Genomic DNA, 22,922 nt, shown 5'->3' on the forward strand with positions numbered 1-22,922 from the left:
GGAGCGGCCGCCGCGGCCTCCGGTGCGGCCGGTGGCCCCGGTGGCCCCGCCACGACCCGCCTGCGCCCCGTACGCCACGGCGGCCCCGGCGCCGGGCACCGCGAGTCCGCCCCGGGCGCGACCCAGGGCTGGACCCCCCGCGAGCCCGGTGGGCCCGGCGGCGGGAACGGAAGCGGTGGAAGCGGCGGTGACGGTGGCGACGGCACCCCGGCCGCCGCGCCCGACCCCAAGGGCAAGAAGGGCAAGAAGGGCAAGCGGCCCAAGCGCACGGGCTGGCGGCGGCTGATCCCCACCTGGCGCATGGTGCTCGGCGGCTTCATCCTGCTGGTCCTGCTGGTGGTGGGCGCGTTCATGACGGGCTACTTCCTCGTGGAGATCCCGCCCGCCAACAAGATGGCCACCCGCCAGTCCAACGTGTACACGTACGCGGACGGCACCGTCCTCGCCCGCGACGGCGAGGTCAACCGCGAGAACGTGCCGCTGTCGAAGGTGCCCAAGCGCGTGCAGCACGCGGTGCTCGCCGCCGAGGACCGGGACTTCTACAGCGAGTCCGCCGTCGACCCGAAGGCGATGCTCCGCGCGGCCTGGAACACGCTCACCGGCAAGGGCAAGCAGTCCGGGTCGACGATCACGCAGCAGTACGTGAAGAACTACTACCTGGACCAGGACCAGACGGTCACCCGCAAGGCCAAGGAGTTCTTCATCGCGATCAAGCTGGACCGGGAGGTGAGCAAGGACGACATCCTCCAGGGCTATCTGAACACCAGCTACTTCGGCCGCAGCGCGTACGGCGTGCAGGCCGCCGCGCAGGCGTACTACGGCAAGAACGTCGACGACCTGACCACCGCCCAGGGCGCGTACCTCGCGACGCTGGTGAACTCCCCCAACGCGTACGACGTGGCGACGCACCCGGAGAACAAGTCCCGTGCCCTGGCCCGCTGGAACTACGTCCTCGACGGCATGGTCAAGGAGGGCTGGCTCGACAAGGCCGAGCGGGAGAAGATCACGTTCCCGATGCCGAAGCAGGCCACGGGCGCGCCGAGCCTGTCCGGTCAGCGCGGCTACGTCGTGAAGGCCATCGAGAACTACCTCTTCGAGCACAAGATCGTCGACGAGGACACGTTCAGCAAGGGCGGCTACCGCATCACCACCACGCTCCAGAAGCCCAAGCAGGACGCCTTCGTGAAGGCCGTCGAGGAGCAGGTGATGTCGAAGGTCGACAAGAAGGCACGCAAGATCGACCGGAACCTGCGCGTCGGCGGCGCCTCCGTGGACCCGGCGACCGGCGAGGTCGTCGCGATGTACGGCGGCATCGACTACACGAAGCAGTTCATGAACAACGCCACCCGGCGCGACTACCAGGTCGGCTCCACGTTCAAGCCGTTCGTGTTCACCTCGGCCGTGGAGAACGGCTCCACCACCCAGGACGGCCGGCCGATCACGCCGAACACGGTGTACGACGGCGACAACCGCCGGCCGGTCCAGGGCTGGGCCGGCGGCTCGTACGCGCCCGCGAACGAGGACGACGTCAACTACGGCGACATCAGCGTCCGCGAGGCCACCGACAAGTCCGTGAACTCGGTGTACGCGCAGATGGCCGTGGACGTGGGCTCGGACAAGGTCAAGGAGACCGCGGTCGCGCTCGGCGTCCCGGAGAAGACCCCGGACCTGACGGCGTCGCCGTCGATCGCGCTCGGCCCGTCCACGGCCTCCGTCCTGGACATGACCGAGGCGTACGCGACGCTCGCCAACCACGGCAAGCACGGCACGTACACGCTCGTCGAGAAGATCACCAAGGACGGGCAGGACATCGCGCTGCCGGAGCGCAAGACGTCGTCGGCGGTGAGCCGGGAGGCGGCCGACACCACGACGTCGATCCTGCAGAGCGTGGTGCGGTCCGGCACCGGCCGCGAGGCGCTCGCGGCGGGGCGCCCGGCGGCGGGCAAGACCGGCACGGCGGAGAACGACAAGGCGGCCTGGTTCGCGGGCTACACCCCCGACCTCGCCACGGTGGTCGCCATCATGGGCGCGGACCCGGAGACGGCCGCGCAGACGCCGCTGTACGGGGCGCTCGGCGAGACGCGCATCAACGGCGGCGGCTACCCCGCGAAGGTGTGGGCGCAGTTCACCAAGGACGCGCTTGAGGGCAAGCCCGTCAAGGAGTTCGACCTGGAGCTGGAGCCGGGCTCGCAGGAGCCGGTCGCCCCGGACCCCTCGCAGTCGGCCGGGGAGCCGGAGGACGGCGACGAGGGCGACGCGAGCGACGAGCCCAGCGACGGGCCGACCGGCGACGACGGTGACGCCACCGACGGCGGGGCCACGGACGGCGGCCCGACCGGCGGCCAGGACGACGACGGGGGCCGGTCGCAGGGCGGCCAGAGCCAGGGCCCCACGGGCGGCGGCCAGGACGACGGCGGGCGGTCGCAGGGGCAGACGCAGGGGCCGACGGGCGGCCAGGACGACGGCGCGACGGACGGTTCCACCGGGGACGGTGGGGCGAGCGAGGGCGATACCGCCGGGGACGGTGGGGGTGACGGGGGGACCGTGGGCACGGGGGCCCTGGGCGGGCTCACCACCGGGCCGGGTGGTCGGGGCCGCGGGGACTGATCCCCGTGCCCCTCGCCGCCGCCGTGGTTCTGCCGCTGCGCTTCCGCCGCTGCGGTCGTCGGTGGCTGGTCGCGCAGTTCCCCGCGCCCCTTGCGGGGCGCCTCCCTGCGGGGCGCCCCCGCCCGGCCCAGCGTGCCGGTGTCAGTGGCCGCTCGTGGCCTTGAGGCCTACCACCGCCACCAGCAGGAGGCAGACGAAGAAGATGCGGGCCGCGGTGGTGGGTTCGCCCAGGGCGGTCATGCCGACCACCGCGGCGCCCGCGGCGCCGATGCCGACCCAGACGCCGTAGGCCGTGCCGATGGGCAGGGTCTTGGCCGCGTACGACAGCAGCACCATGCTCGCGACGATGCCCGCGCCGGTGAAGACGCTCGGCCACAGGCGGGTGAACCCCTCGGTGAACTTCATGCCGATCGACCAGGCCACTTCGAGCAGACCGGCGACGACGAGCAGGATCCAGGCCATGACGGCACCTCCGAGAACGAGACATCAGGGGTGCGTCGTCTTTGCGTTGTCCCGGTACGGCGCGTCTCGTCGGGGTCCTTCCACGGTAACAAAGGGCAGGCAAAAGGGGCCGGTGACTCCCGTCACCGGCCCCTTCCGCACGACGGCCCGACGGCCCGAGGGCTCGCCCCGGAGCGACGCCTAGAGGTACAGCCCCGTGGAGTCCTCGGAGCCCTCGAAGCGGTCCGCGGCGACCGCGTGCAGGTCGCGCTCGCGCATCAGCACGTACGGCACGCCCCGGACCTCGACCTCGGCCCGGTCCTCCGGGTCGTACAGGACGCGGTCGCCCGGCTCCACGGTCCGCACGTTCTGCCCCACGGCGACCACCTCGGCCCAGGCCAGGCGGCGGCCGACGGCCGCGGTCGCCGGGATCAGAATGCCGCCGCCGGAGCGCCGCTCGCCCTCGGTGGTGTCCTGGCGCACGAGCACGCGGTCGTGCAGCATCCGGATCGGCAGCTTGTCGTCGTGGGTGCTTGCTTCAGGTGTCTTGGCGCTCACGCCCCGAACCTACCTGCCCGCACGCGCCCTGTACGCCCCCGGGTCAGTCCTTGCGGCGGCGGGTGCCGACCGCGAGGAGCCCGACCAGGCCCACCACGAGCAGCGCCACCGGCACGGCCCGCTCCAGGCGGACCTGGCCGTCGGCCGTGACGAGCTGGCCCTTCACGTCGGAGACGAAGCGGTTCGCCCCGACGTAGGCCCGGCCCAGGGTGTGGTCGACGCGGGCCGCGGCCTTGGCCTTCGCGTCTCCGACGATCGTCTTCGGGTGGACCCGCACCCCGATCTCGTCGAGGGTCTCGGCGAGCTGCTCGCGCCGGCGCTTGATGTCCGCCTCGATCTGCGCAGGGGTCCTGGCATCCGCATCCGCCACCGCGCTGCCTCCGTGGGGTGTGTTCCTGTACTCGGTCCTCCACAGTCTGTCAGTTCCGCCCGCGCCGCACCCCACGGCACCCCTATTACGCTCGTCCACGTCACCACCGCTTGATGCGTACGCGCACCGTGAGGAGCCCCAGAATGAGCGAGCGACTACAGCCCGGCGACACCGCCCCCGCCTTCACCCTGCCCGACGCGGACGGCCGGGAGGTGTCGCTCGCGGAGCACAAGGGCCGCAAGGTCATCGTGTACTTCTACCCGGCCGCCCTCACCCCGGGCTGCACCAAGCAGGCCTGCGACTTCACGGACAACCTGGACGTGCTCGCGGCGGCCGGCTACGACGTCATCGGCGTGTCCCCGGACAAGCCGGAGAAGCTCGCGAAGTTCCGCGAGAAGGAGAACCTCAAGGTCACGCTGGTCGGCGACCCCTCCAAGGAGACCCTGGAGGCGTACGGCGCGTACGGCGAGAAGAAGATGTACGGCAAGACGGTGACGGGCGTGATCCGCTCGACCGTCGTCGTGGACGAGGACGGCAAGGTGGAGCACGCCTTCTACAACGTGAAGGCGACCGGCCACGTGGCCAAGATCATCCGCGACCTCGGCATCTGACCCGGGCCCCCGCGGGCCCGGGCTACCGGGAGAGCCGCTGCCGGAACCGGGCCCGCCGAGTGTGAGAAAGCCCCCCTCCCCGGGGGGCTTTCGTTTGCGTTCGTGGAGATCGAGTAAACGTCCTGGTGGCATACCCGCTTCCGAAAGGACCCGCTCCATGGCGGCCACCAGGCACCCGGCCGACCCCGAGGCCGACCCGCTCACGCCAGGCGTCGACCCGGAAGCGGTGAAACGTCACCGCACGCTCTTCCGCACCATCAGACGGCGCCGGAACCCGCCCCTGCGGCGCACCGACATCACCGTCACCGACGACGCGGCCGTGCGCCGCGCCGTGAAGGCGGCCTCCCTGGGCAACGCCATGGAGTGGTTCGACTTCGGCATCTACAGCTATCTGGCCGTCACCCTCGGCCATGTGTTCTTCCCGTCCGGGAACGACACCGTCCAGCTCCTCTCCTCCTTCGCCACCTTCGCGGTCTCGTTCCTGGTGAGGCCGCTGGGCGGGATGGTGTTCGGGCCGATGGGCGACAGGATCGGGCGCAAGAAGGTGCTCGCCCTGACGATGATCCTGATGGCGATCGGCACCTTCGCCATCGGGCTGATCCCGAGCTACGCCACCATCGGCTTCTGGGCACCGGTCCTGCTGATCCTCTTCCGGCTGGTGCAGGGCTTCTCCACCGGCGGCGAGTACGGCGGCGCGTCCACGTTCATCGCCGAGTACGCGCCGGACAAGCGGCGCGGCTACTTCGGCAGCTTCCTGGAGTTCGGCACGCTCGCCGGGTACGTGGGCGCCGCGGGCCTGGTCACGATCCTGACCACCACGCTCGACGACGGCGCCATGGAGTCGTGGGGCTGGCGCGTGCCGTTCCTGGTCGCGGGCCCGCTCGGCCTGGTCGGGCTCTATCTGCGGCTGCGCCTGGACGAGACCCCGGCGTTCCAGAAGCTCTCCGACGAGAGCTACCACCCCGCCTCCGAGGCCGCCTCCGCCGTCGAGACCTCCGCCAAGGGGGACCTCGCCACGATCTTCCGCCAGTACTGGCCCTCGCTGATCCTGTGCGTCGCCCTGGTCGGCGCGTACAACGTCACCGACTACATGCTCCTGTCGTACATGCCGACGTACCTCTCCGACGAGCTCGGCTACGACGACACGCACGGGCTGCTGATCCTCATCGCCACGATGCTGGTCCTGATGCTGGTGATCAGCCGGGTCGGCGTGCTCTCCGACCGGTTCGGCCGCAAGCCGCTGCTGATGGCCGGCATGGTGGGCTTCCTGGTGCTGTCGGCCCCGGCGTTCCTGCTGATCCAGCAGGGCGCGCTGATCGCGGTCGCGGCGGGCATGCTGATGCTCGGCCTGTCCCTGGTGTGCCTGCTCGGCACCATGTCCGCGACGCTCCCGGCGCTCTTCCCGACGCCCGTGCGCTACGGCTCGCTGTCGGTGGGCTACAACCTCTCCGCCTCGCTGTTCGGCGGCACCGCCCCGCTGGTGATCACCGCGCTGATCAGCGTCACGGGCTCGGACATGATGCCCGCCTACTACGCGATGGCCGCCGCTGCCGTCGGCATCGTCGCCGTCGCCTGCATGAAGGAGACCGCGCAGCGGCCGCTCAGCGGCTCGCCACCGTGCGTCGCGACCGAGCAGGAGGCCGCCGACCTGGTCGAGGCGCAGGCCACGGCGCCGAAGTTCTGACGCGCCCGACGGCCGCGGGCGGCCGCGCATTACGATGGGCCCGGCACGCGGCCGTGGTGGAATTGGCAGTCACGCTGGGTTTAGGTCCCAGTGGGGTAACACCCGTGAGGGTTCGAGTCCCTCCGGCCGCACGCACGCCGAGGCCCGGAATTCCGGCCCTGCGCACGACGAGGGGCGCCCCCACCCGCGGGTGGGGGCGCCCCTCGTCGTGCGCAGGGCGGTCGGGTCGCGGCCGGGCGCGGGTCAGGCGACGAGTTCCCGCACCACCGGCACCAGCGCCCGGAACGCCTTGCCGCGGTGGCTGATCGCGTTCTTCTCCTCGGGGCTCAGCTCGGCGCACGTACGGGTGTCGCCCTCGGGCACCAGGATCGGGTCGTAGCCGAAGCCGTTCGCGCCGGCCGGGGCGTGGCGCAGGGTGCCGGTCAGCCGGCCCTCGACGACGCGCTCGGTGCCGTCGGGCAGGGCGAGCGCAGCGGCGCAGGCGAAGTGGGCGCCGCGGTGGGCGTCGGCGATGTCGCCGAGCTGGGCGAGGAGCAGCTCCAGGTTGGCCCGGTCGTCGCCGTGGCGGCCCGCCCACCGCGCGGAGAAGATGCCGGGCGCCCCGCCGAGCACGTCCACGCACAGGCCGGAGTCGTCGGCGACGGCGGGCAGGCCGGTGGCGCGGGCCAGGGCGTGCGCCTTGAGGAGCGCGTTCTCGGCGAAGGTGACGCCGGTCTCCTTGACGTCGGGCACCTCGGGGTAGGCGTCCGCGCCGACGAGTTCGTGGCCGAGCCCCGCCGCGGCGAGGATCGCGCGGAGCTCGGTGACCTTGTGGGCGTTACGGGTGGCGAGGATGAGACGGGTCATGGGACCAGTATCGGCCGTCCCGTCGCCGGGACCCGACCGCCCTCCCGACGGCCCTCCGGGGCGCCGCCCGGCTCGGTCAGTCGCCGGTGCACACCTTCGCGAGCTCCTTGGCGGCGTCGGCGGCGGGGCTGAGGTCGGGCGTCCGGTCGCCGCCGTCGGCGGCGTCGCGGATGTTGTCGACGGCCTTGTCCATGTGGTCGATGGCCTTGTCCACGTCGGTGTCCTCGGACTTGTCGCGGATCTCCTTGAGGTTGTCCTCGATGTCGTCGAGCGACTTGTCGGCCTTCGACGGCTCCAGGGCCGCGTCCTGCGCGGCCTCCCGCATCTCCTCCAGGTTGTCGTGGATCGCGTCGGCGGTCTTGACGCAGTCCACGGCCTTGTCGACGGGGTCGCAGGCGGCGAGACCGACCCCGGTTCCCACGACGAGCAGGGCGGTGACGACGGCGGTGACGGTACGGCGGCGGCGCGCGGCCATGGTGTGAATCCCCTCCCGGAAACGGACGGGCACACGGCTTGGTCCGGGCGCCCGCATCCGTAAGAACGCCCGGCCGGGCCCGGACGGTTGCTCGCCCGCTGCGCGTGGCCGGATCCGTACGGTGGCCGACTCCGGCCCCGGGAGGGGGACTTGGCGTCTCCGCCCCGCCTACAGGGTGGCTTCGAGGGCGGCGCGCTGGTGGGCGGTGAGCTCCGCGCAGCCCGCGACGGCGAGGTCGAGCAGCGCGTTCAGCTCGTCGCGCGCGAACGGCTCGGCCTCGGCGGTGCCCTGCACCTCCACGAAGCGGCCGTCGCCGGTGCACACGACGTTCATGTCGGTGTCGGCCTTGACGTCCTCCTCGTAGGCGAGGTCGAGCAGCGGCACGCCGCCGACGATGCCGACGGACACGGCGCTGACGCTGCCGGTGAGCGGCTTGCGGCCCGCCTTGATCAGCTTCTTGCCCTGCGCCCAGGCGACGGCGTCGGCGAGCGCGACGTAGGCGCCGGTGATGGCGGCGGTGCGGGTGCCGCCGTCGGCCTGGAGGACGTCGCAGTCCAGGACGATGGTGTTCTCGCCGAGCGCCTTGTAGTCGATGACGGCGCGCAGGGAGCGGCCGATGAGCCGGGAGATCTCGTGCGTACGGCCGCCGATCCGGCCGCGCACGGACTCGCGGTCGCCGCGGGTGTTGGTGGAGCGCGGCAGCATCGAGTACTCGGCGGTGACCCACCCCTCGCCGCTGCCCTTGCGCCAGCGGGGCACGCCCTCCGTGACGGAGGCCGTGCAGAAGACCTTGGTGTCGCCGAAGGACACGAGGACGGAGCCCTCGGCGTGCTTGCTCCACCCGCGCTCGATGGCGATGGGGCGGAGCTGTTCGGGGGTACGGCCGTCGAATCGAGACATGCCCACGACCCTATCGGCCCCCGGAGCCCCCCATTCCATCCCCACACAACCCCCGCAACCAGCCCTGAACAGCCACCGCGCACCGCTTTCAGCGGCGGGCATGTGCGGGGCACCCGGTCCGCTCCCCCTGCGGGCGGCCGGTCCGCTCCCCCTGTGGGCGGCTGGTCCGTTTCCCTGTGGGCGGCCGGTCCGTTGCCCCTGTGGGCGGCTGGAGGGCGGGCACCGGGCAGCCGCCCCGCGCCGTTGACACCAGGGCCCGGGGCAGGCCCCGGAACACGACCCCGCAGGCACAGAAAAAGGGGGCACCGGGGCCGCCCGGCCCCAGCGCCCCCGCGGGAGCGACCCCTCACATCATGTCTTCGATCTCCGCCGCGATCGGGTCCGCGTCCGTCCCGATGACGACCTGGATCGCGGTGCCCATCTTCACCACACCGTGCGCGCCCGCGGCCTTCAGCGCCGCCTCGTCGACCAGGTCCGCGTCGTTGACCTCGGTGCGCAGACGCGTGATGCAGCCCTCGACCTCTTCGATGTTGTCGATGCCGCCGAGCCCGGCAACGATCTTCTCAGCCTTGCTGGCCATTGCTTTCTCCCTGCTGTGAAAGGACGCGGCCACGACACCGTAGGCCCGCTTCGTCACGGTAACGCACGGTTGGCCCATCTTCGCGGGCGGTCGCGACGGTGGCCCCTCACCATGGCGATCAAGGTGTCGTCCCTGACCAGGGCTACCGCGCACCCGTCCGCAACTGGTCTACACCAGTTTCGGACCACCGCCAAACCGACCGGTTGCAGGAGGAGCGCCGATGAGTTCCGACGCCGTCGCGGCACCGCGCAAGAAGCGCTGGAACGGCCTCTTCCAGGGCCTGCAGAAGATGGGCCGCAGCCTCCAGCTCCCCATCGCGGTGCTGCCCGCCGCCGGCATCCTCAACCGGCTCGGCCAGCCGGACGTCTTCGGCGACGACGGCCTGGGCTGGACGAACGTGGCCAAGGTGTTCGCAGCCGCGGGCGGCGCCCTGCTCGACTCCTCGCTCGGGCTGCCCCTGCTGTTCTGCGTCGGCGTCGCGATCGGGATGGCCAAGAAGGCGGACGGCTCCACGGCCCTCGCCGCCGTCGCGGGCTTCCTCGTCTACTACGCGGTCCTGCGCGCCTTCCCCGACGACTGCCCGGCTGGTGCCGACTTCGCCGGGGCCGGGATGTGGAGCGGCGTCTGCCTGACCGGCGAGGGGGCGCCCACCCAGGCCGCGTACCAGAACCCCGGCGTCTTCGGCGGCATCGTCATGGGCCTGCTCACCGCCTGGCTCTGGCAGCGCTACCACCGCGTACGCCTGGTGGACTGGCTCGGCTTCTTCAACGGCCGCCGCCTGGTGCCGATCATCATGTCCTTCGTCGGCCTGGTCTTCGCGGGCCTGTGCGTCTGGGTCTGGCCGCCCGTCGGCGACGCCCTGACCAGCTTCTCCAAGTGGCTGGTGGACCTCGGCTGGCTCGGCTCGGGCATCTTCGGCGTCGCCAACCGGGCGCTGCTCACGGTGGGCCTGCACCAGTTCCTGAACACCTTCGTGTGGTTCCAGTTCGGCGACTACACCAAGGCGGACGGCACGGTCGTCCACGGCGACATCAACCGCTTCCTGGCGGGCGACCCCACGGCGGGCCAGTTCACCTCGGGGTTCTTCCCGATCATGATGTTCGCGCTGCCCGCCGCGGCCCTGGCGATCACACACGCGGCCCGCCCGGAGCGGCGCAAGGTCGTCGGCGGCATGATGCTCTCCGTCGGCCTGACCTCGTTCGTCACCGGCATCACCGAGCCGATCGAGTACTCCTTCCTCTTCATCGCCCCGGCCCTGTACGTGCTCCACGCGGTGCTCACCGGCGTCTCCATGGCGGTGACGTGGGGGCTCGGCGTGAAGGACGGCTTCAGCTTCTCGGCGGGCCTGATCGACTACGTCATCAACTGGAGCCTGGCGACCAAACCGTGGCTGATCATCCCCATCGGCCTGGTCTTCGCAGCGGTGTATTACGGCCTGTTCCGCTTCGTCATCCACAAGTTCGACCTGCCCACGCCGGGTCGCGAACCGGAGGAAGAGGCACAGGCATTGGACGCTGAACAGACCAAGGCTTAGGACCCAACCGGAACCTTCCGCGAGCGTCCCCTCAGGCCCTCGGAGCCCCGCTCCGAGGGCCTTTCGCGGCCCTTGTGACGGTATGGCCCACCCCACAGGAATGGCGGGTTCCTTATGTCGCCTTGACCGTGTTACAACAGGTCTACACCACTTAGTGGTGTAGACCACCCCGGCTGCTGTCGCACCCCCAACTGTCCCCCTGACAGCCGCCCGCACATGGAGGAAGTCATGAGTACGGCCACCGCCAAGGCGGCCCCCGCGAAGAAGCGGGGCTCCGGCCTGTTGCAGGGCCTGCAGAAGGTCGGCCGCAGCCTGCAGCTACCCATCGCCGTGCTGCCCGCGGCGGGCATCCTGCTGCGCCTCGGCCAGCCGGACGTGTTCGGCGCCGACGGCCTCGGCTGGGGCAAGGTCGCCACGGTCTTCGCCAACGCCGGTGACGCCGTCTTCGCGAACATGCCGATGCTGTTCTGCATCGGTGTCGCGATCGGCTTCGCCAAGAAGGCGGACGGCTCCACGGCGCTCGCCGCGCTCGTCGGCTTCCTGGTCTACACGAACGTCCTGAAGGCGTTCCCGGTGACCGAGGCGAAGATCACCAAGGGCGCCGACATCGCCGCCACGTACAACGACCCCAAGGTCTTCGGCGGCATCATCATGGGCCTGATCTCCGCCGTGGTGTGGCAGAAGTTCCACCGCACCAAGCTGGTGGACTGGCTCGGCTTCTTCAACGGCCGCCGCCTGGTGCCGATCATCATGGCCTTCATCGGCACCGCCCTGGGCGTCTTCTTCGGCCTGGCCTGGGGCCCGGTCGGCGACGCCATCACCAGCTTCGGCGAGTGGATGACCGACCTCGGCTCGGTCGGCGCGGGCATCTTCGGCGTGGTCAACCGCGCGCTGCTCCCGGTCGGCATGCACCAGTTCGTGAACACCGTCGCCTGGCAGGAGATCGGCTCCTTCGCGGACTCCGCCGGTGCCGTCTGGCACGGCGACATCCAGCGCTTCATGCACGGCGACCCGACCGCCGGCCAGTTCATGTCGGGCTTCTTCCCGATCATGATGTTCGCGCTGCCCGCCGTCGCGCTCGCCATCACCCACACGGCCCGCCCCGAGCGCCGCAAGGTCGTCGGCGGCATGATGCTGTCCCTCGCGCTGACCTCGTTCGTCACCGGCATCACCGAGCCGATCGAGTTCGCGTTCATGTTCATCGCCCCGGCCCTCTACGTCATCCACGCGGTCCTCACGGCCGTCGCCATGACGGTCACCTGGGCCCTCGGCGTGCACCACGGCTTCACCTTCTCGGCCGGCGCGATCGACTACGTGCTGAACTGGAAGTTCGCCGAGAAGCCCTGGATGATCATCCCGATCGGCCTGGTCTTCGCGGCCGTCTACTACGTGGTCTTCCGCTTCGCCATCGTCAAGTTCGACATCCCCACCCCGGGCCGCGAGCCCGAGGAGGAGGTCGAGGACCTGACGAAGGCGTAGCGCCCCGCGCCCGCCGCGCGCGAAGGCCCCGGAACCGCGAGGTTCCGGGGCCTTCGTCGTCGTACAGGGAGAGTCGTACCGGGCGTCGTACGGGCGCGGGAGCCGTACCGGGAGCGCCGCCGGGCTCAGAGCCGGTACGTCGCTCCGGGCGTCGCGAGGTCGGTGGGTCCGTCGAACGCGGCGCGGGCGTCCGCGAGGTTCACCTCCGCGTCCGTCCACGGCGGGATGTGCGTGAGGACGAGACGGCCCACGCCCGCGCGCCGGGCGGACTCGCCCGCCTCGCGGCCGTTGAGGTGCAGGTCGGGGATGTCCTCCTTGCCGTGCGTGAACGCGGCCTCGCACAGGAACAGGTCACTGCCCGCGGCGAGTTCGTCGAGCGCCTCGCACGGGCCCGTGTCGCCGGAGTACGTCAGGGACGCCCCGCCGTGCTCGACGCGTACGCCGTAGGCCTCCACCGGGTGGCACACCCGCTCGGTCCGCACCGAGAACGGGCCGATGTCGAAGGCGCCCGGCTTGACCGTGTGGAAGTCGAAGACCTCGCTCATCGACGACGCGGAGGGCGTGTCGGCGTACGCCGTGGTCAGGCGCTGCTCGGTGCCCTCGGGGCCGTACACCGGGATGGGCGCGCAGCGGCCGCCCTCGTGCCGGTAGTAACGGGCCACGAAGTACGCGCACATGTCGATGCAGTGGTCGGCGTGCAGATGGCTGAGGAAGATCGCGTCGAGGTCGTACAGACCGATGTGGCGCTGCAGCTCGCCGAGGGCGCCGTTGCCCATGTCGAGCAGCAACCGGAAGCCGTCGGCCTCGACGAGGTAGCTCGAACAGGCCGAGTCCGCGGACGGAAACGACCCCGAGCAGCCGACGACGGTGAGCTTCATATAGCTGGAACCTCCGCGCTGCGGTCGGGGGGACGGGGGGCGTGCGGTCCGACGAGCGTAAGGCGCGAAAGGGCGCCTCGCTCCTCCGTCGTGGGCCGTTGTGGGCGATGTCACCGGTCACGTCACTCTTCCCCCGTAGTTCCACGGGGTGGGCGTAACCTCCCGGGACGCGCGGCGGCGCGGTGCCGGTACGGGCCGCCGGGCGCGGGCCGGGCGACGGCCGCGGCCCGGGCCGCCTCAGCGGGCGGACGCGGTGTCGACGTCGATGAAGAACACCTGGTCGGTGCGGTCGGCGCAGGGCTCCTGCCGGGCCGTTGCGCCCTCGGCGGTGGACCGGCCGGTGATGCTCACGCAGACCTTCCGGTCCGGGGTGTAGAGGGTGTGGATGCGGTAGGTGTTGGGCACGGGCGCCTCGACGGCCTCGATGTACATGACGTTCGCGCCCGCGCAGTCGTTGGTGGGTTCCAGCAGGTCGGGCACCGTGCTGAAGGGGAACACCATGAGGCAGCGGACGCCCGCCTGGGTGCTGTGCCACTGGAGCTTGAAGAGACCGTCGCCCCGCGGCACCAGGTACGTGCGCGGGGAGGTGGCCTGCGCGCACGGGCGCTGCACGACGACCGGCACGTTCAAAACGCCCGCGCGCCCCTCGGTCAGGCACTGGCCCGGCGCACTGGCCGGGCGGATCTTGATCCAGCCCTCCTGCAGGCCGGGGAAGGAGCCCTGGGCGAAGTGCGCGCCCGGCTGGCCGGCGCAGGACCACTGGCGCAGCGGCGCGCCGTCGGCGACGGCGGAGTCGGCGACCTCCAGGCACAGGGCGGGACCGGCCGTCACCGGCTGGATCAGCGCGGCGTCCCCGCGGTCCTCGAAGCGGAAGCTGGCGCCGGGCTGGTTGCCGCAGTCCGCCTGGACGACGGGGGCGCCGGCGTCGGGGCGGGAGTCCGCCACCGCCAGGCACTTGCCGCTGAGGGCGCTGACGATGTGCACCGCTCCGCTCTGGACCGTGGACGCCTTCAGGTACCACACCGCCCCCTCCCGCCCGGCGCAGCGCCGCTGCCGGACGGGCTCGCCGCTCTCCTGGGTGGCGACCTCCAGGCACTTGCCGGTGTGGGTCGCGGCGATGTTGGTCCGCTGGCCCGCGCCGGCGGTCGCGCCCCGCGCCGCCGGGCCGCCGGCCGTCAGCAGGGCGCCGACCAGGGCGAGGACCAGGACGACGGCCCGCACCAGGACCATGGTGTCGGCGTACGGACAAGGCCGGCGGTACCTCAGCATGGAGCTCTCCATCCCTGGGAACCCGCCCGCGGGCACGGGCGTGGCGCCGCCCGATGCTTCCCGCCCCCGCTGACACCGGGCTGACGGGGGCCCTGGCCGCGCGCCCGGGGGTGTGCCGGGGCGGGGGCGCCGGGGCGCCGGTACCGTCGGGGTATGGACACGTCCTGGTGGCCGGCTCTCGCCGCCGTGGTGGTCCTCGCGCTGGTGGTCACCGTGGTGGACGGGTGGGGTCGCGGGGCCTCGCGGCGCGCCGCACGCCGGGCGCGGCGCGGTGGGACCGGGCCCGCGCGGGGCGGGGTGCGGGCCGGGGAGATCTGGTGGGCGCAGACGGGCGAGGCGGAGTGCCCCTTCCTCGTCCTGTCCGTACGCGGTGACGCCGTGCGCGTCGCGGCGATCACGACCCGTTTCCACGAGGAGCGCGGCGGCGTCATCCCGCTGCCGCCCGGCACGGTCGGCGACGTCCGGGGCCGCCCCCGTTACCTGGAGCCGGACGACGTACGGGACCTGCCCCTGAGCGACCTGCGCCGCCGCTCAGGGACGGCGGACCCGGTCCTGTGGGACCAGGTGCGCCACTTGGCGGAGTGAGTGGTCGGGCGGGAACCGGCAACCCGCCCGGGGCCGCCGGGCCGGGGCCGCGCGGCCGGGAGGGTGGTACGGGTGGGCGGGTGGGAAAGACCGCCGCGGCAGCGGCGGAAGACCCGACGACCACCCGCGGCCGCCAGGGCGGGACCGCAGGGCCCGACGTGCCGCACGGGTGGGCGGGCGGGAAAGGAAAGCCCGTTTCCCCCGCCCGGCCCGAGGGCTACGCCCAGAGCTGTCCCTGGACCGTCGCGATGGCCTCCTCCGTCGTCGCCGCCGTGTACAGCCCCGTCGAGAGGTACTTCCAGCCGCCGTCGGCCACGACGAACACGATGTCCGCGGCCTCCCCAGCCTTGAGAGCCTTGCGGCCCACGCCGATCGCCGCGTGCAGGGCCGCCCCGGTGGACACCCCGGCGAAGATGCCCTCCTCCCGCAGCAGCTCCCGCGTGCGCGTCACCGCGTCGGCGGAGCCGACGGAGAACCGGGAGGTGAGCACGGACTCGTCGTACAGCTCGGGCACGAACCCCTCGTCGAGGTTGCGCAGGCCGTACACCAGGTCGTCGTAGCGCGGCTCGGCGGCGACGATCCGCACGTCGGGCTTGTGCTCACGCAGGTAGCGCCCGACGCCCATGAGGGTGCCGGTGGTGCCGAGCCCGGCCACGAAGTGGGTGATCGAGGGCAGGTCGGCGAGGATCTCGGGCCCGGTGGTGGCGTAGTGGGCACCCGCGTTGTCCGGGTTGCCGTACTGGTAGAGCATCACCCAGTCGGGGTGCTCGGCCGCGAGTTCCTTGGCGACGCGCACGGCCGTGTTGGAACCCCCCGCGGCGGGCGACGAGATGATCTCCGCGCCCCACATCGTGAGCAGGTCGCGCCGCTCCTGGGAGGTGTTCTCCGGCATGACGCACACGATGCGGTAGCCCTTGAGCCGGGCCGCCATGGCGAGGGAGATCCCGGTGTTGCCGGAGGTCGGCTCCAGGATGGTGCAGCCGGGCGTCAACCGGCCGTCCTTCTCGGCCTGTTCGACCATGTGCAGCGCGGGCCGGTCCTTGATGGAGCCGGTCGGGTTGCGGTCCTCCAGCTTGGCCCAGACGCGGACCTCGGCGGACGGCGACAGGCGCGGGAGGCGGACCAGGGGCGTGTTGCCGACGGCCGCGAGCGGGGAGTCGTAGCGCATGCGTCGTCAGCTCATGCCGCCCGCGACGGCGGGCAGGATCGTGACGTTGTCGCCGTCGCTGAGCTTGGTGGACACGCCGTCCAGGAAGCGGACGTCCTCGTCGTTCAGGTACACGTTCACGAACCGGCGCAGCTCGTTGCCCTTGTCCTTGTCGACGAGGCGCTCCTGGATGCCCGCGTGCCGGGTCTCGAGGTCGGCGAAGAGCGCGGCGATGGTGTCGCCGTTGCCCTGGACGGCCTTCTCGCCGCCGGTGTAGGTGCGGAGGATGGTCGGGATGCGGACCTCGATGGCCATGGGGTGGGCTCCTGTCGGAAGGAAGGGGCGGTGGTGGTCGAACGCGGTCCGGACGGGACCGGGCGGTACGGCGGCCGGGGGCGCCCGGGACGCCCGTCGGCGGGGCGTACGGCACCCCGGGACGCGGCGGGAGGCGGGCGGCGCCGCGGTGTCGGCCGGGCGGCGGCGCCCGTCGGCGCCTCAGCGCCGACAGATGGCGCTGGCGAGACGGCACAGGTCGACGTGCAGCCGGCCGACGAGCAGGGCGCCCGGCGTCGTGTGGATGCTCACGTCGTTCGAAACCATGCGGTCATCGTAACGATTCCCGGTCCGGGTCCCGGAATGCGATCTCGCATGCCGGACGTATTCGGTTCGGTCCCCGGACACGGGCCGTCCGGCCGGGGCTCAGCGCGCGGGCGTCCGCTGCGGCGGCCCCGGCAGATAGGTGACCGTGGGGGCGCCGGTGGCGGGGTGGACGGCCACCTCGGCGGCGACGCCGTACACCTGCGCGAGGAGGTCGGCGGTCAGGACCTCCCCCGGCGGCCCGGACGCGACCACGCGGCCGCCGTCGAGGACGTAGAGGCGGTCGCAGTAGTACGCGGCCAGCGTCAGGTCGTGCAGCGCGAGCAGGTTCGCCGTGCCGAGCGCCCGGACGAGGCCGAGGACCTCCAGTTGGTAGCGGATGTCCAGGTGGTTGGTGGGCTCGTCCAGGACCAGGACGCCCGGCTGCTGGACCAGCGCGCGGGCGAGCAGCGCGCGTTGGCGCTCGCCGCCGGAGAGCTGCCCGAAGGGGCGGTCCGCGAGGCCGTCCGCGCCCACCCGGGCCAGGGCCTCGTCGACGAGGGCCCGGTCGGCGGCCGTGTCGGCCTCCCAGAAGCGCTTGTGCGGGGAGCGGCCCATGGCCACGATCTGGCGGACCGAGAGGTCGAAGCCGGTCTGCCCGTCCTGCGGCACGGTGGCGATCCGGCGGGCCCGCGCCTTGGCCCCGGCCGCGGCGAGGTCGGCCCCGTCGAGCAGGACGCGGCCCGCCGTGGGCGTGAGCGCGCCGTACACGCAGCGCAGCAGAGTCGTCTTGCCGCTGCCGTTGGGGCCGACGAGGCCGACCGTCTCACCGGCGCGCACGGTGAGTGAGACGCCGTCGACGAGGCGGCGGCCGGAGGGGGTGGTGTAGCCGAGGTCCTCGGTGCGCAGCGTCCGCACGGCCCCCGTACCGGCGGCACTCCCCGTCGCCTCCACCACCTCCGCCGCCGCCTCCATTGCCTCTTCCGTCCCCATCACCTCGTTCGCCTCCGTGACCTCTTTTCCCTCCGTCACCTCGGTGGCCTCTCTCCAGGTCCCGGTCATGCCGCCGCCTCCTCGCGTGCCCGGCCCCGGCGCAGTTGCCAGAGGAAGAAGGGGCCGCCGGTGAGGGCGGTGAGGACGCCGACGGGGACGTCCTGCGGGGCCGCCACGGTCCGGGCCGCGAGGTCGGCGGCGACCAGGAACACCGCGCCCATCAGCGCGGCCACCGGCAGCAGCGCCCGGTGTCCGGCGCCGACCAGCATGCGGGCGGCGTGCGGCACCATCAGGCCGACGAAGCCGATGGCCCCGCTGTGCGCGACGAGCACGCCGGTCACCAGCGAGGCGAGGACGAACACGCCCGCGCGGAACCGGGCCGTGTCCAGGCCGAGGACGGTCGCGCCCTCCTCGCCGACGAGCAGCAGGTCCAGCGGCCGGGCCAGCGCCACGAGCAGGGCCGTGCCCGCGGCCAGCACGGCCAGGGGCACGGCGAGCATGTCCCAGCGGGCGCTGCCGAGCCCGCCGAGCGTCCAGTACAGGACCTCCTTGAGGTGGTCGGCGCGGGCCGACACCACCAGGAGCAGGCTGGTCAGGGCGGACAGGATGTACGAGACGGCGACGCCGGCGAGGACCAGGCGGCTGGTGGTGAAGCCGCCGCCCGGCTCGCGGGCCAGGGCGTAGACGACGAGCAGGGCGAGGAACGCGCCCACGAAGGACGCCGCGGGGAGCGTCACCGTGGTGGCCAGGCCCGCGCCCACGCCCAGCACGATCACCGAGACCGCGGCGGCGGAGGCCCCGGACGAGACGCCGAGCAGGAACGGGTCGGCCAGCGGGTTGCGGACCAGCGCCTGCAGGGTGGCGCCGACGACGGCCAGGCCCGCGCCCACGGCGGCCCCGAGCAGGACCCGCGGGAGGCGGACGTCCAGGACGATGGTGCGGTACGGGGACGGGTCACGGGCCCGGCCCGTGAGGATGTCGAACACCTCGGCGGGCGGGATCTTGACGGAGCCGTAGGCCAGCGCGGCGGTGCCCGTGGCGGCGAGGGCGAGGACGAGTACGGCGATGAGGGCGCCGTAGGTCAGGCTCCCGGGGGCTCGGCCCCCGGACCCCCGTCCCGCGCGCTTCGCGCTCGTCCGCACACGCCGGACGGGCTGGTTCCCTGCCGCGGCGGGCTTCCCCGTGCGGATCACCGGATCTGCTCCGCCAGCTTCTTCACCGCTCCCGGGGCCCTCACGCCCAGCACCACGTCGGACAGCGGCAGCACCGCGAAGCGCTTGTTCCTGACGGCGGGGACGTCCTTGAGGGCGGGGTCGTCGAGGAGGCGCTTCTTCTTCTGGGCCACGGTCGTCGCGCCGTAGTCGTAGATGAGGATCACGTCGGGGCGGCGGTCGACCACGGTCTCCCAGGAGGCGTCGCCGAAGGGCTTGTCGAGGTCGGCCATGACGTTGCGGCCGCCCGCGCGCTCGATGATGTCGTTGCCGATGCCCTTGCCGCCCGCGGTGAAGGCGGTCTTGTCGCCGCTGTCGTAGACGAAGACGGACGGGGGCCTGCCGCCCTCGGTCTTCTTCGTGGCGCGGGCGAGTTCCGCCCTGGCCGAGCGCACCCACTTCTCCGCGCGGTCGCGGACGCCGAAGGTGGCGCCGGTCTCGCGGATCTCCCGGTAGAGGTCCTCCATGGTGACCGGCTTGTCGGCGCAGCTCTCGATGTTGAGCCGGGAGTCGATGCCGGACTTGGCGAGGGCGGCGCGGGAGCGGCCCTCGTTCTGGGCGAAGGAGCTCGCGTAGCCGCCGTAGACGAAGTCGGGGTCGGCGGCGAGGAGCTTCTCGTACGAGGGGTACTCCTTGGCCAGGACCGGGCGCGACTTGTAGGCCTTCTCGTACTCGGGAAGGATCTTGTCGTCGAGGTAGGCGGTGCCCGCGATGCGGTCCTTCAGACCCAGCGCCAGGAGGATCTCCGTCACGTGCTGGTTCATGGTGACGGCACGCTTCGGGGGCGCCTGGTACGTCGTCTTCACGCCGCAGTTCGTGACGGTGTACGGGAACCCGGCGGCCGAGGCCTTCCCGTCCCCCGCGCGGGAGTCGGGGTCCGGCGACGAGCAGGCCGTCAGGGGCAGCAGGGTCGCCGCGGCGACGAGCAGTACGCGGGTGCGCATGGCTGTGCGGTCCTCCTCCAGGGGATTTCCGCGTCCCCTGCGTCAAGTGGGAGGAGGCGGCAGGGCAGTTCCTGGCTCACGGCACGCGCGCGTGCCGGTCACAGTGGCGGGACCGCGCCGGAGTCGCACCGGCTTCCTGGGTCCTGCCGCCTCGAAGGTCGTGCTCAGTATGCCTGCACGACCCGCACCTCTTCCTCGGTGACCTCTCCGTCCACGATGCGGAACGAGCGGAACTGGAAGGGCCCGGCGCCGTCCGTGTCGGCGGTCGAGACGAGGACGTAGTGGGCGCCCGGCTCGTTCGCGTAGCTGATGTCGGTGCGGGAGGGGTAGGCCTCCGTGGCCGTGTGCGAGTGGTAGATGACCACCGGCTCCTCGTCGCGGTCGTCGAGGTCGCGGTAGAGCTTGAGCAGGTCGGTCGAGTCGAACTCGTAGAACGTGGGCGAGCGGGCCGCGTTCAGCATCGGGATGAACCGCTCGGGGCGGTCCGTGCCCGCCGGGCCCGCGACGACGCCGCACGCCTCGTCGGGGTGGTCCTTGCGCGCGTGCGCGACGATCTGGTCGTGCAGGGCCTGGGTGATGGTCAGCATGTCGGTCAGGATAAGCAGGCCGGACACGCGGACGGGCCGCCGCGTATCAGATGTCGATACGCGACGGCCCGCATGCTGGACCCCTGGGCCGGTCGGCCCCGCGGGGAGGTGTCAGTCCTTGCCCGGCGTGGTGTCGGCGGCCACGGCGGTGTGCTCGCGCTTGCGGAAGGCGGCGCCCTCCGGGTTGCGGCTCTTGAGGACCAGGTAGGCCACGCAGAGGATGGCGGCCCAGATCGGGGCGCAGTACAGCGAGATCCGGGCGTCCTTGTCGACGCCCATCATCACGATGACCATGGCGATGAAGGCGAGCGCGAACCAGCTCGTGTACGGGGCGCCCGGCGCGCGGAAGGTGGACTGCGGCAGGATGCCGCGGTCGGCCTTGCGGCGGTAGTTGATCTGGGAGACCAGGATCATGATCCAGGCCCACATGCCGGAGATCGTGGCGAAGGAGACGACGTAGTTGAACGCCTCGCCCGGCCACTGGTAGTTGATCCACACGCCGACGAGCATCAGCGCGGCGGAGAACGTGGTGCCGATCAGCGGCAGGCCGTTCTTGGTGAGCTTGGTGAAGAACCGCGGGCCCTGGCCGTTGAGCGCGAGGTCGCGCAGCATGCGGCCGGTGGAGTACATGCCCGAGTTGCAGGAGGAGAGCGCGGCGGTCAGGACCACGAAGTTCACGATCGCGGCGCCGATGCCGAGGCCCATCTTCTCGAAGGCCGCGACGAACGGGGAGACGCCGGGCTGGAAGTGCGTCCACGGCACGACCGACAGGATCATGATCAGGGCGCCGACGTAGAAGACGGCGATGCGCCACGGGACGGTGTTGATCGCCTTGGGCAGCGTCTTCTCGGGGTCCTTGGACTCCCCGGCGGTGACGCCGACCAGCTCCACGGCCAGGAAGGCGAACATCACGATCTGGAGGGTCATCAGCGTGTTGCCGATGCCGTTGGGGAAGAAGCCGCCGTTGTCCCACAGGTGCGACACGGACGCGCTGTCACCGGCGTCGGAGAAGCCGATGGTGAGGATGCCGGCACAGATCAGGATCATGCCGATGATGGCGGTGACCTTGACCATGGAGAACCAGAACTCCAGCTCGCCGAAGAGCTTCACGGAGATCAGGTTGGCGCCGTACAGGATGACGGTGAAGATCAGCGCGTAGCCCCATTGCGGAATGGAGTCATGCGTCCAGTACTGCATGTACTGGGCGGCCGCGGTGACCTCGGTGATGCCGGTGACGACCCAGAAGAGCCAGTACGTCCAGCCGGTCACGAACCCGAAGAAGGGGCCGACGAACTCGCGGGCGTACTCCGAGAACGAGCCGGAGACGGGGCGGTACATCAGGAGCTCGCCGAGGGCCCGCATGATGAAGAAGATCACGAGGCCGGCGATCGCGTACGCGAGGATGAGACTGGGGCCGGCCTTGTGGATGGCCTTGCCCGCGCCGAGGAAGAGGCCGGTGCCGATGGCACCGCCGATGGCGATCATCTGGATCTGCCGCGCACCCAGGCCGCGCTGGTAGCCCTCGCTGTCGCCGGACGCGCCGGAGCCCGCCGCGGCACCATTGCCGCCGTGCTCGTCGTGGTGTTCTTCGACCTGCACTGAGGTCATGGTGACGCCTTTCTCCATGCTGATCCGCGCCGCGAACTGCGGTGTCGCCGCGGACCAGGTCGTGATCCCCCGGATGGTGATGGAGTGCCGCCGGCGATCTGCCGGCCCCTGGCGTGTTCCCGGCGACATGGGTGGCGTCACCGAGTGGTCGTGAACATTTATCACGACCGTCACAGTGATCGAATGAGCCAGGCGTGGCGCACGCCACAGGAAGAAGCGGACAAAGGGTGCGCCGATTGACATAGTCGGACAGTCTGGTGACCGGATCGTTATCCGGATTTGAGCGTCCGTTGAGCGAACGCCCCCGACCTTCAACGGCAGGTCACGCGGGCGTCGGGAAACCGTCACGTTCCCCTGCCCGGATCCGTACGCCGCCCGTGGCCCGGCGGGGCCGCCGCGTCACGCCCGCGCAGCGCCGCGGCTCACGGCATCAGCGTCTCGACGAGCGTCTCCTGGAGTCCGCCCAGCCACAGGTACGCCATCACCATCGGCTTGCGCGGGTCGGAGTCCGGCAGCCGGTAGAGGATGTCGGTGTCCTCCTCGTCGGCCACGTCGAGGCGGGTGCCGATGGCGAGCCGCAGGTCGTTGAGCGCGCCGAGCCAGCACCGCGAGTCGTCGGCCGAGAGCTTGAGCACGGCGCCGCCCTCGCCCGCGACGGTCAGCGCGTCGAGGCAGCGGATCACCGCGAGCGCGTCGTCACGCTTGCGCGCCCGCAGGTCGTTCTCGGTGAAGCGGCGGAACTCCGCGGAGTACGACCGCAGTTCGGCGGCCTGCTCCGCGGAGGCGTCCTCGGTGCCCGGCCCGCCGTACGCGTCCGGCAGCAGCCGCTTGAGCACCGGGTCGGCGGGCGGCTCGCTCGGCCCCTGCGTGAAGAGCTCGGCGAACGGGTCGCCGTCGGCGCCCGCGGGTTCCTCGCCCGGGCCGATCAGCTCCAGGAGCTGGACGGCGAGGGAGCGGATGATGGAGATCTCGACCTCGTCGAGCGCGACGGCCGCGCCGCCCCCGGGGATCGGTTCGAAGTGTCCTGGCATCGGTCGCG

General features: G+C 71.9%; 25 protein-coding genes, 1 tRNA gene and 2 riboswitches. Of the genes, 8 read left to right on the forward strand and 18 right to left on the reverse strand.

Annotation, left to right across the window (positions count from 1 at the left end):
- Nucleotides 1-60 precede the first annotated feature (60 nt).
- Nucleotides 61-2,607, forward strand: coding sequence for a transglycosylase domain-containing protein (locus IE330_RS26235; RefSeq protein WP_373314731.1), 2,547 nt, complete (start codon nt 61-63; stop codon nt 2,605-2,607).
- A 141-nt stretch (nt 2,608-2,748) separates the two neighbouring features.
- Here IE330_RS26235 and IE330_RS26240 read toward each other — a convergent pair whose 3' ends face one another.
- From IE330_RS26240 to IE330_RS26250, 3 genes are all read right to left on the reverse strand, one after another.
- The gene (locus IE330_RS26240) at nt 2,749-3,069 is read right to left on the reverse strand and encodes a DMT family transporter (RefSeq protein ID WP_190138593.1); all 321 of its coding nucleotides are present in this window, start codon (nt 3,067-3,069) and stop codon (nt 2,749-2,751) included.
- 29 nt (nt 3,070-3,098) lie between these two features.
- Nucleotides 3,099-3,169: riboswitch (guanidine-III (ykkC-III) riboswitch) on the reverse strand.
- Nucleotides 3,170-3,249: 80 nt separating this feature from the next.
- Entirely contained in the window at nt 3,250-3,552 is a 303-nt protein-coding gene (locus IE330_RS26245) for a GroES family chaperonin (RefSeq protein WP_165264756.1), read from the reverse strand.
- A gap of 97 nt (nt 3,553-3,649) precedes the next feature.
- Nucleotides 3,650-3,976, reverse strand: a complete 327-nt coding sequence (locus tag IE330_RS26250; protein ID WP_190138594.1) for a DUF3618 domain-containing protein — start codon at nt 3,974-3,976, stop codon at nt 3,650-3,652.
- Between the two features lie 143 nt (nt 3,977-4,119).
- Between IE330_RS26250 and bcp the strand changes: the two genes are divergently transcribed.
- The 3 genes from bcp (at nt 4,120) to IE330_RS26265 (ending at nt 6,402) form a co-directional block, all read left to right on the forward strand.
- Nucleotides 4,120-4,587 (forward strand): thioredoxin-dependent thiol peroxidase, encoded by a 468-nt coding sequence (bcp, locus tag IE330_RS26255; RefSeq protein ID WP_190138595.1) that lies wholly within the window; start codon nt 4,120-4,122, stop codon nt 4,585-4,587.
- Between the two features lie 157 nt (nt 4,588-4,744).
- Entirely contained in the window at nt 4,745-6,271 is a 1,527-nt protein-coding gene (proP, locus tag IE330_RS26260; RefSeq protein WP_190138596.1) for a glycine betaine/L-proline transporter ProP, read from the forward strand.
- A 47-nt stretch (nt 6,272-6,318) separates the two neighbouring features.
- Nucleotides 6,319-6,402, forward strand: a tRNA-Leu gene (locus tag IE330_RS26265).
- 112 nt (nt 6,403-6,514) lie between these two features.
- On the opposite strand, the gene rdgB is transcribed toward IE330_RS26265, so the two are convergent.
- The 4 genes from rdgB to IE330_RS26285 all read right to left on the reverse strand — a co-directional run bounded on the left by rdgB (nt 6,515) and on the right by IE330_RS26285 (nt 9,072).
- On the reverse strand, nt 6,515-7,117 hold the full coding sequence (gene rdgB / locus IE330_RS26270; protein ID WP_190138597.1) for an RdgB/HAM1 family non-canonical purine NTP pyrophosphatase: 603 nt from the start codon (nt 7,115-7,117) through the stop codon (nt 6,515-6,517).
- 76 nt (nt 7,118-7,193) lie between these two features.
- Nucleotides 7,194-7,592, reverse strand: a complete 399-nt coding sequence (locus IE330_RS26275) for a hypothetical protein (RefSeq protein WP_190138598.1) — start codon at nt 7,590-7,592, stop codon at nt 7,194-7,196.
- Between the two features lie 168 nt (nt 7,593-7,760).
- Entirely contained in the window at nt 7,761-8,492 is a 732-nt protein-coding gene (gene rph / locus IE330_RS26280) for a ribonuclease PH (RefSeq protein ID WP_190138599.1), read from the reverse strand.
- Nucleotides 8,493-8,838: 346 nt separating this feature from the next.
- Nucleotides 8,839-9,072, reverse strand: a complete 234-nt coding sequence (locus IE330_RS26285; RefSeq protein ID WP_190138600.1) for a PTS sugar transporter subunit IIB — start codon at nt 9,070-9,072, stop codon at nt 8,839-8,841.
- A 220-nt stretch (nt 9,073-9,292) separates the two neighbouring features.
- On the opposite strand from IE330_RS26285, the gene IE330_RS26290 reads away from it, so the two are divergent.
- Nucleotides 9,293-10,606: a PTS transporter subunit EIIC gene (locus tag IE330_RS26290; protein ID WP_190138601.1), complete on the forward strand. Its 1,314-nt coding sequence runs from the start codon at nt 9,293-9,295 to the stop codon at nt 10,604-10,606.
- Nucleotides 10,607-10,834: 228 nt separating this feature from the next.
- Nucleotides 10,835-12,085: a PTS transporter subunit EIIC gene (locus IE330_RS26295; protein WP_190138602.1), complete on the forward strand. Its 1,251-nt coding sequence runs from the start codon at nt 10,835-10,837 to the stop codon at nt 12,083-12,085.
- 125 nt (nt 12,086-12,210) lie between these two features.
- Here the strand turns inward: IE330_RS26295 and IE330_RS26300 are convergent, their stop codons facing one another.
- A complete protein-coding gene (locus IE330_RS26300) occupies nt 12,211-12,963 on the reverse strand; it encodes an MBL fold metallo-hydrolase (RefSeq protein ID WP_190138603.1) in 753 nt (250 codons plus the stop codon).
- 237 nt (nt 12,964-13,200) lie between these two features.
- The gene (locus tag IE330_RS26305; protein WP_190138604.1) at nt 13,201-14,232 is read right to left on the reverse strand and encodes an RICIN domain-containing protein; all 1,032 of its coding nucleotides are present in this window, start codon (nt 14,230-14,232) and stop codon (nt 13,201-13,203) included.
- Nucleotides 14,233-14,385: 153 nt separating this feature from the next.
- Here IE330_RS26305 and IE330_RS26310 point away from each other — a divergent pair, with 153 nt between their 5' ends.
- A complete protein-coding gene (locus IE330_RS26310) occupies nt 14,386-14,817 on the forward strand; it encodes a type II toxin-antitoxin system PemK/MazF family toxin (RefSeq protein WP_190138605.1) in 432 nt (143 codons plus the stop codon).
- Nucleotides 14,818-15,034: 217 nt separating this feature from the next.
- Here the strand turns inward: IE330_RS26310 and IE330_RS26315 are convergent, their stop codons facing one another.
- The 8 genes from IE330_RS26315 to IE330_RS26345 form a co-directional block, all read right to left on the reverse strand.
- Nucleotides 15,035-15,985, reverse strand: coding sequence for a PLP-dependent cysteine synthase family protein (locus IE330_RS26315; RefSeq protein WP_190138606.1), 951 nt, complete (start codon nt 15,983-15,985; stop codon nt 15,035-15,037).
- Nucleotides 15,986-15,991: 6 nt separating this feature from the next.
- A complete protein-coding gene (locus tag IE330_RS26320) occupies nt 15,992-16,279 on the reverse strand; it encodes a MoaD/ThiS family protein (protein ID WP_190138607.1) in 288 nt (95 codons plus the stop codon).
- Between the two features lie 180 nt (nt 16,280-16,459).
- A complete protein-coding gene (locus tag IE330_RS40085; protein ID WP_311775236.1) occupies nt 16,460-16,564 on the reverse strand; it encodes a putative leader peptide in 105 nt (34 codons plus the stop codon).
- A 99-nt stretch (nt 16,565-16,663) separates the two neighbouring features.
- Complete coding sequence (locus IE330_RS26325) at nt 16,664-17,458, reverse strand: ABC transporter ATP-binding protein (protein WP_190138622.1); 795 nt, start codon at nt 17,456-17,458, stop codon at nt 16,664-16,666.
- A 140-nt stretch (nt 17,459-17,598) separates the two neighbouring features.
- Nucleotides 17,599-18,675 (reverse strand): FecCD family ABC transporter permease, encoded by a 1,077-nt coding sequence (locus tag IE330_RS26330; RefSeq protein ID WP_373314730.1) that lies wholly within the window; start codon nt 18,673-18,675, stop codon nt 17,599-17,601.
- 47 nt (nt 18,676-18,722) lie between these two features.
- A complete protein-coding gene (locus IE330_RS26335) occupies nt 18,723-19,688 on the reverse strand; it encodes an ABC transporter substrate-binding protein (RefSeq protein WP_190138608.1) in 966 nt (321 codons plus the stop codon).
- 45 nt (nt 19,689-19,733) lie between these two features.
- A riboswitch (cobalamin riboswitch) is annotated at nt 19,734-19,850 on the reverse strand.
- Nucleotides 19,851-19,852: 2 nt separating this feature from the next.
- On the reverse strand, nt 19,853-20,275 hold the full coding sequence (locus IE330_RS26340) for a M67 family metallopeptidase (RefSeq protein ID WP_190138609.1): 423 nt from the start codon (nt 20,273-20,275) through the stop codon (nt 19,853-19,855).
- A 111-nt stretch (nt 20,276-20,386) separates the two neighbouring features.
- Entirely contained in the window at nt 20,387-21,883 is a 1,497-nt protein-coding gene (locus IE330_RS26345; RefSeq protein ID WP_190138610.1) for an amino acid permease, read from the reverse strand.
- On the opposite strand from IE330_RS26345, the gene IE330_RS26350 reads away from it, so the two are divergent.
- Nucleotides 21,882-22,037 (forward strand): hypothetical protein, encoded by a 156-nt coding sequence (locus IE330_RS26350; RefSeq protein WP_190138611.1) that lies wholly within the window; start codon nt 21,882-21,884, stop codon nt 22,035-22,037. The two genes, IE330_RS26345 and IE330_RS26350, sit on opposite strands and share 2 nt — an antisense overlap.
- Nucleotides 22,038-22,305: 268 nt before the next feature.
- Here the strand turns inward: IE330_RS26350 and IE330_RS26355 are convergent, their stop codons facing one another.
- Nucleotides 22,306-22,914: a DUF2017 domain-containing protein gene (locus IE330_RS26355; protein ID WP_190138612.1), complete on the reverse strand. Its 609-nt coding sequence runs from the start codon at nt 22,912-22,914 to the stop codon at nt 22,306-22,308.
- Nucleotides 22,915-22,922: the final 8 nt, after the last annotated feature.

This window comes from Streptomyces longispororuber (assembly GCF_014656095.1).
GTDB classification, from domain to species: Bacteria; Actinomycetota; Actinomycetes; order Streptomycetales; family Streptomycetaceae; genus Streptomyces; species Streptomyces longispororuber.

Coding starts and splice junctions, on each gene's coding strand:
- IE330_RS26340 (WP_190138609.1), bottom strand. CDS start 20,275: ATGCTGACCATCACCCAGGCCCTGCACGACCAGATCGTCGCGCACGCG.
- IE330_RS26350 (WP_190138611.1), top strand. CDS start 21,882: ATGGTGACGCCTTTCTCCATGCTGATCCGCGCCGCGAACTGCGGTGTC.
- IE330_RS26245 (WP_165264756.1), bottom strand. CDS start 3,552: ATGCTGCACGACCGCGTGCTCGTGCGCCAGGACACCACCGAGGGCGAG.
- IE330_RS26285 (WP_190138600.1), bottom strand. CDS start 9,072: ATGGCCAGCAAGGCTGAGAAGATCGTTGCCGGGCTCGGCGGCATCGAC.
- proP (WP_190138596.1), top strand. CDS start 4,745: ATGGCGGCCACCAGGCACCCGGCCGACCCCGAGGCCGACCCGCTCACG.
- IE330_RS26240 (WP_190138593.1), bottom strand. CDS start 3,069: ATGGCCTGGATCCTGCTCGTCGTCGCCGGTCTGCTCGAAGTGGCCTGG.
- IE330_RS26335 (WP_190138608.1), bottom strand. CDS start 19,688: ATGCGCACCCGCGTACTGCTCGTCGCCGCGGCGACCCTGCTGCCCCTG.
- IE330_RS26290 (WP_190138601.1), top strand. CDS start 9,293: ATGAGTTCCGACGCCGTCGCGGCACCGCGCAAGAAGCGCTGGAACGGC.
- IE330_RS26310 (WP_190138605.1), top strand. CDS start 14,386: ATGGACACGTCCTGGTGGCCGGCTCTCGCCGCCGTGGTGGTCCTCGCG.
- rdgB (WP_190138597.1), bottom strand. CDS start 7,117: ATGACCCGTCTCATCCTCGCCACCCGTAACGCCCACAAGGTCACCGAG.
- IE330_RS26315 (WP_190138606.1), bottom strand. CDS start 15,985: ATGCGCTACGACTCCCCGCTCGCGGCCGTCGGCAACACGCCCCTGGTC.
- IE330_RS26275 (WP_190138598.1), bottom strand. CDS start 7,592: ATGGCCGCGCGCCGCCGCCGTACCGTCACCGCCGTCGTCACCGCCCTG.
- bcp (WP_190138595.1), top strand. CDS start 4,120: ATGAGCGAGCGACTACAGCCCGGCGACACCGCCCCCGCCTTCACCCTG.
- IE330_RS26305 (WP_190138604.1), bottom strand. CDS start 14,232: ATGCTGAGGTACCGCCGGCCTTGTCCGTACGCCGACACCATGGTCCTG.
- IE330_RS26295 (WP_190138602.1), top strand. CDS start 10,835: ATGAGTACGGCCACCGCCAAGGCGGCCCCCGCGAAGAAGCGGGGCTCC.
- IE330_RS26320 (WP_190138607.1), bottom strand. CDS start 16,279: ATGGCCATCGAGGTCCGCATCCCGACCATCCTCCGCACCTACACCGGC.
- IE330_RS26355 (WP_190138612.1), bottom strand. CDS start 22,914: ATGCCAGGACACTTCGAACCGATCCCCGGGGGCGGCGCGGCCGTCGCG.
- rph (WP_190138599.1), bottom strand. CDS start 8,492: ATGTCTCGATTCGACGGCCGTACCCCCGAACAGCTCCGCCCCATCGCC.
- IE330_RS26345 (WP_190138610.1), bottom strand. CDS start 21,883: ATGACCTCAGTGCAGGTCGAAGAACACCACGACGAGCACGGCGGCAAT.
- IE330_RS26300 (WP_190138603.1), bottom strand. CDS start 12,963: ATGAAGCTCACCGTCGTCGGCTGCTCGGGGTCGTTTCCGTCCGCGGAC.
- IE330_RS40085 (WP_311775236.1), bottom strand. CDS start 16,564: ATGGTTTCGAACGACGTGAGCATCCACACGACGCCGGGCGCCCTGCTC.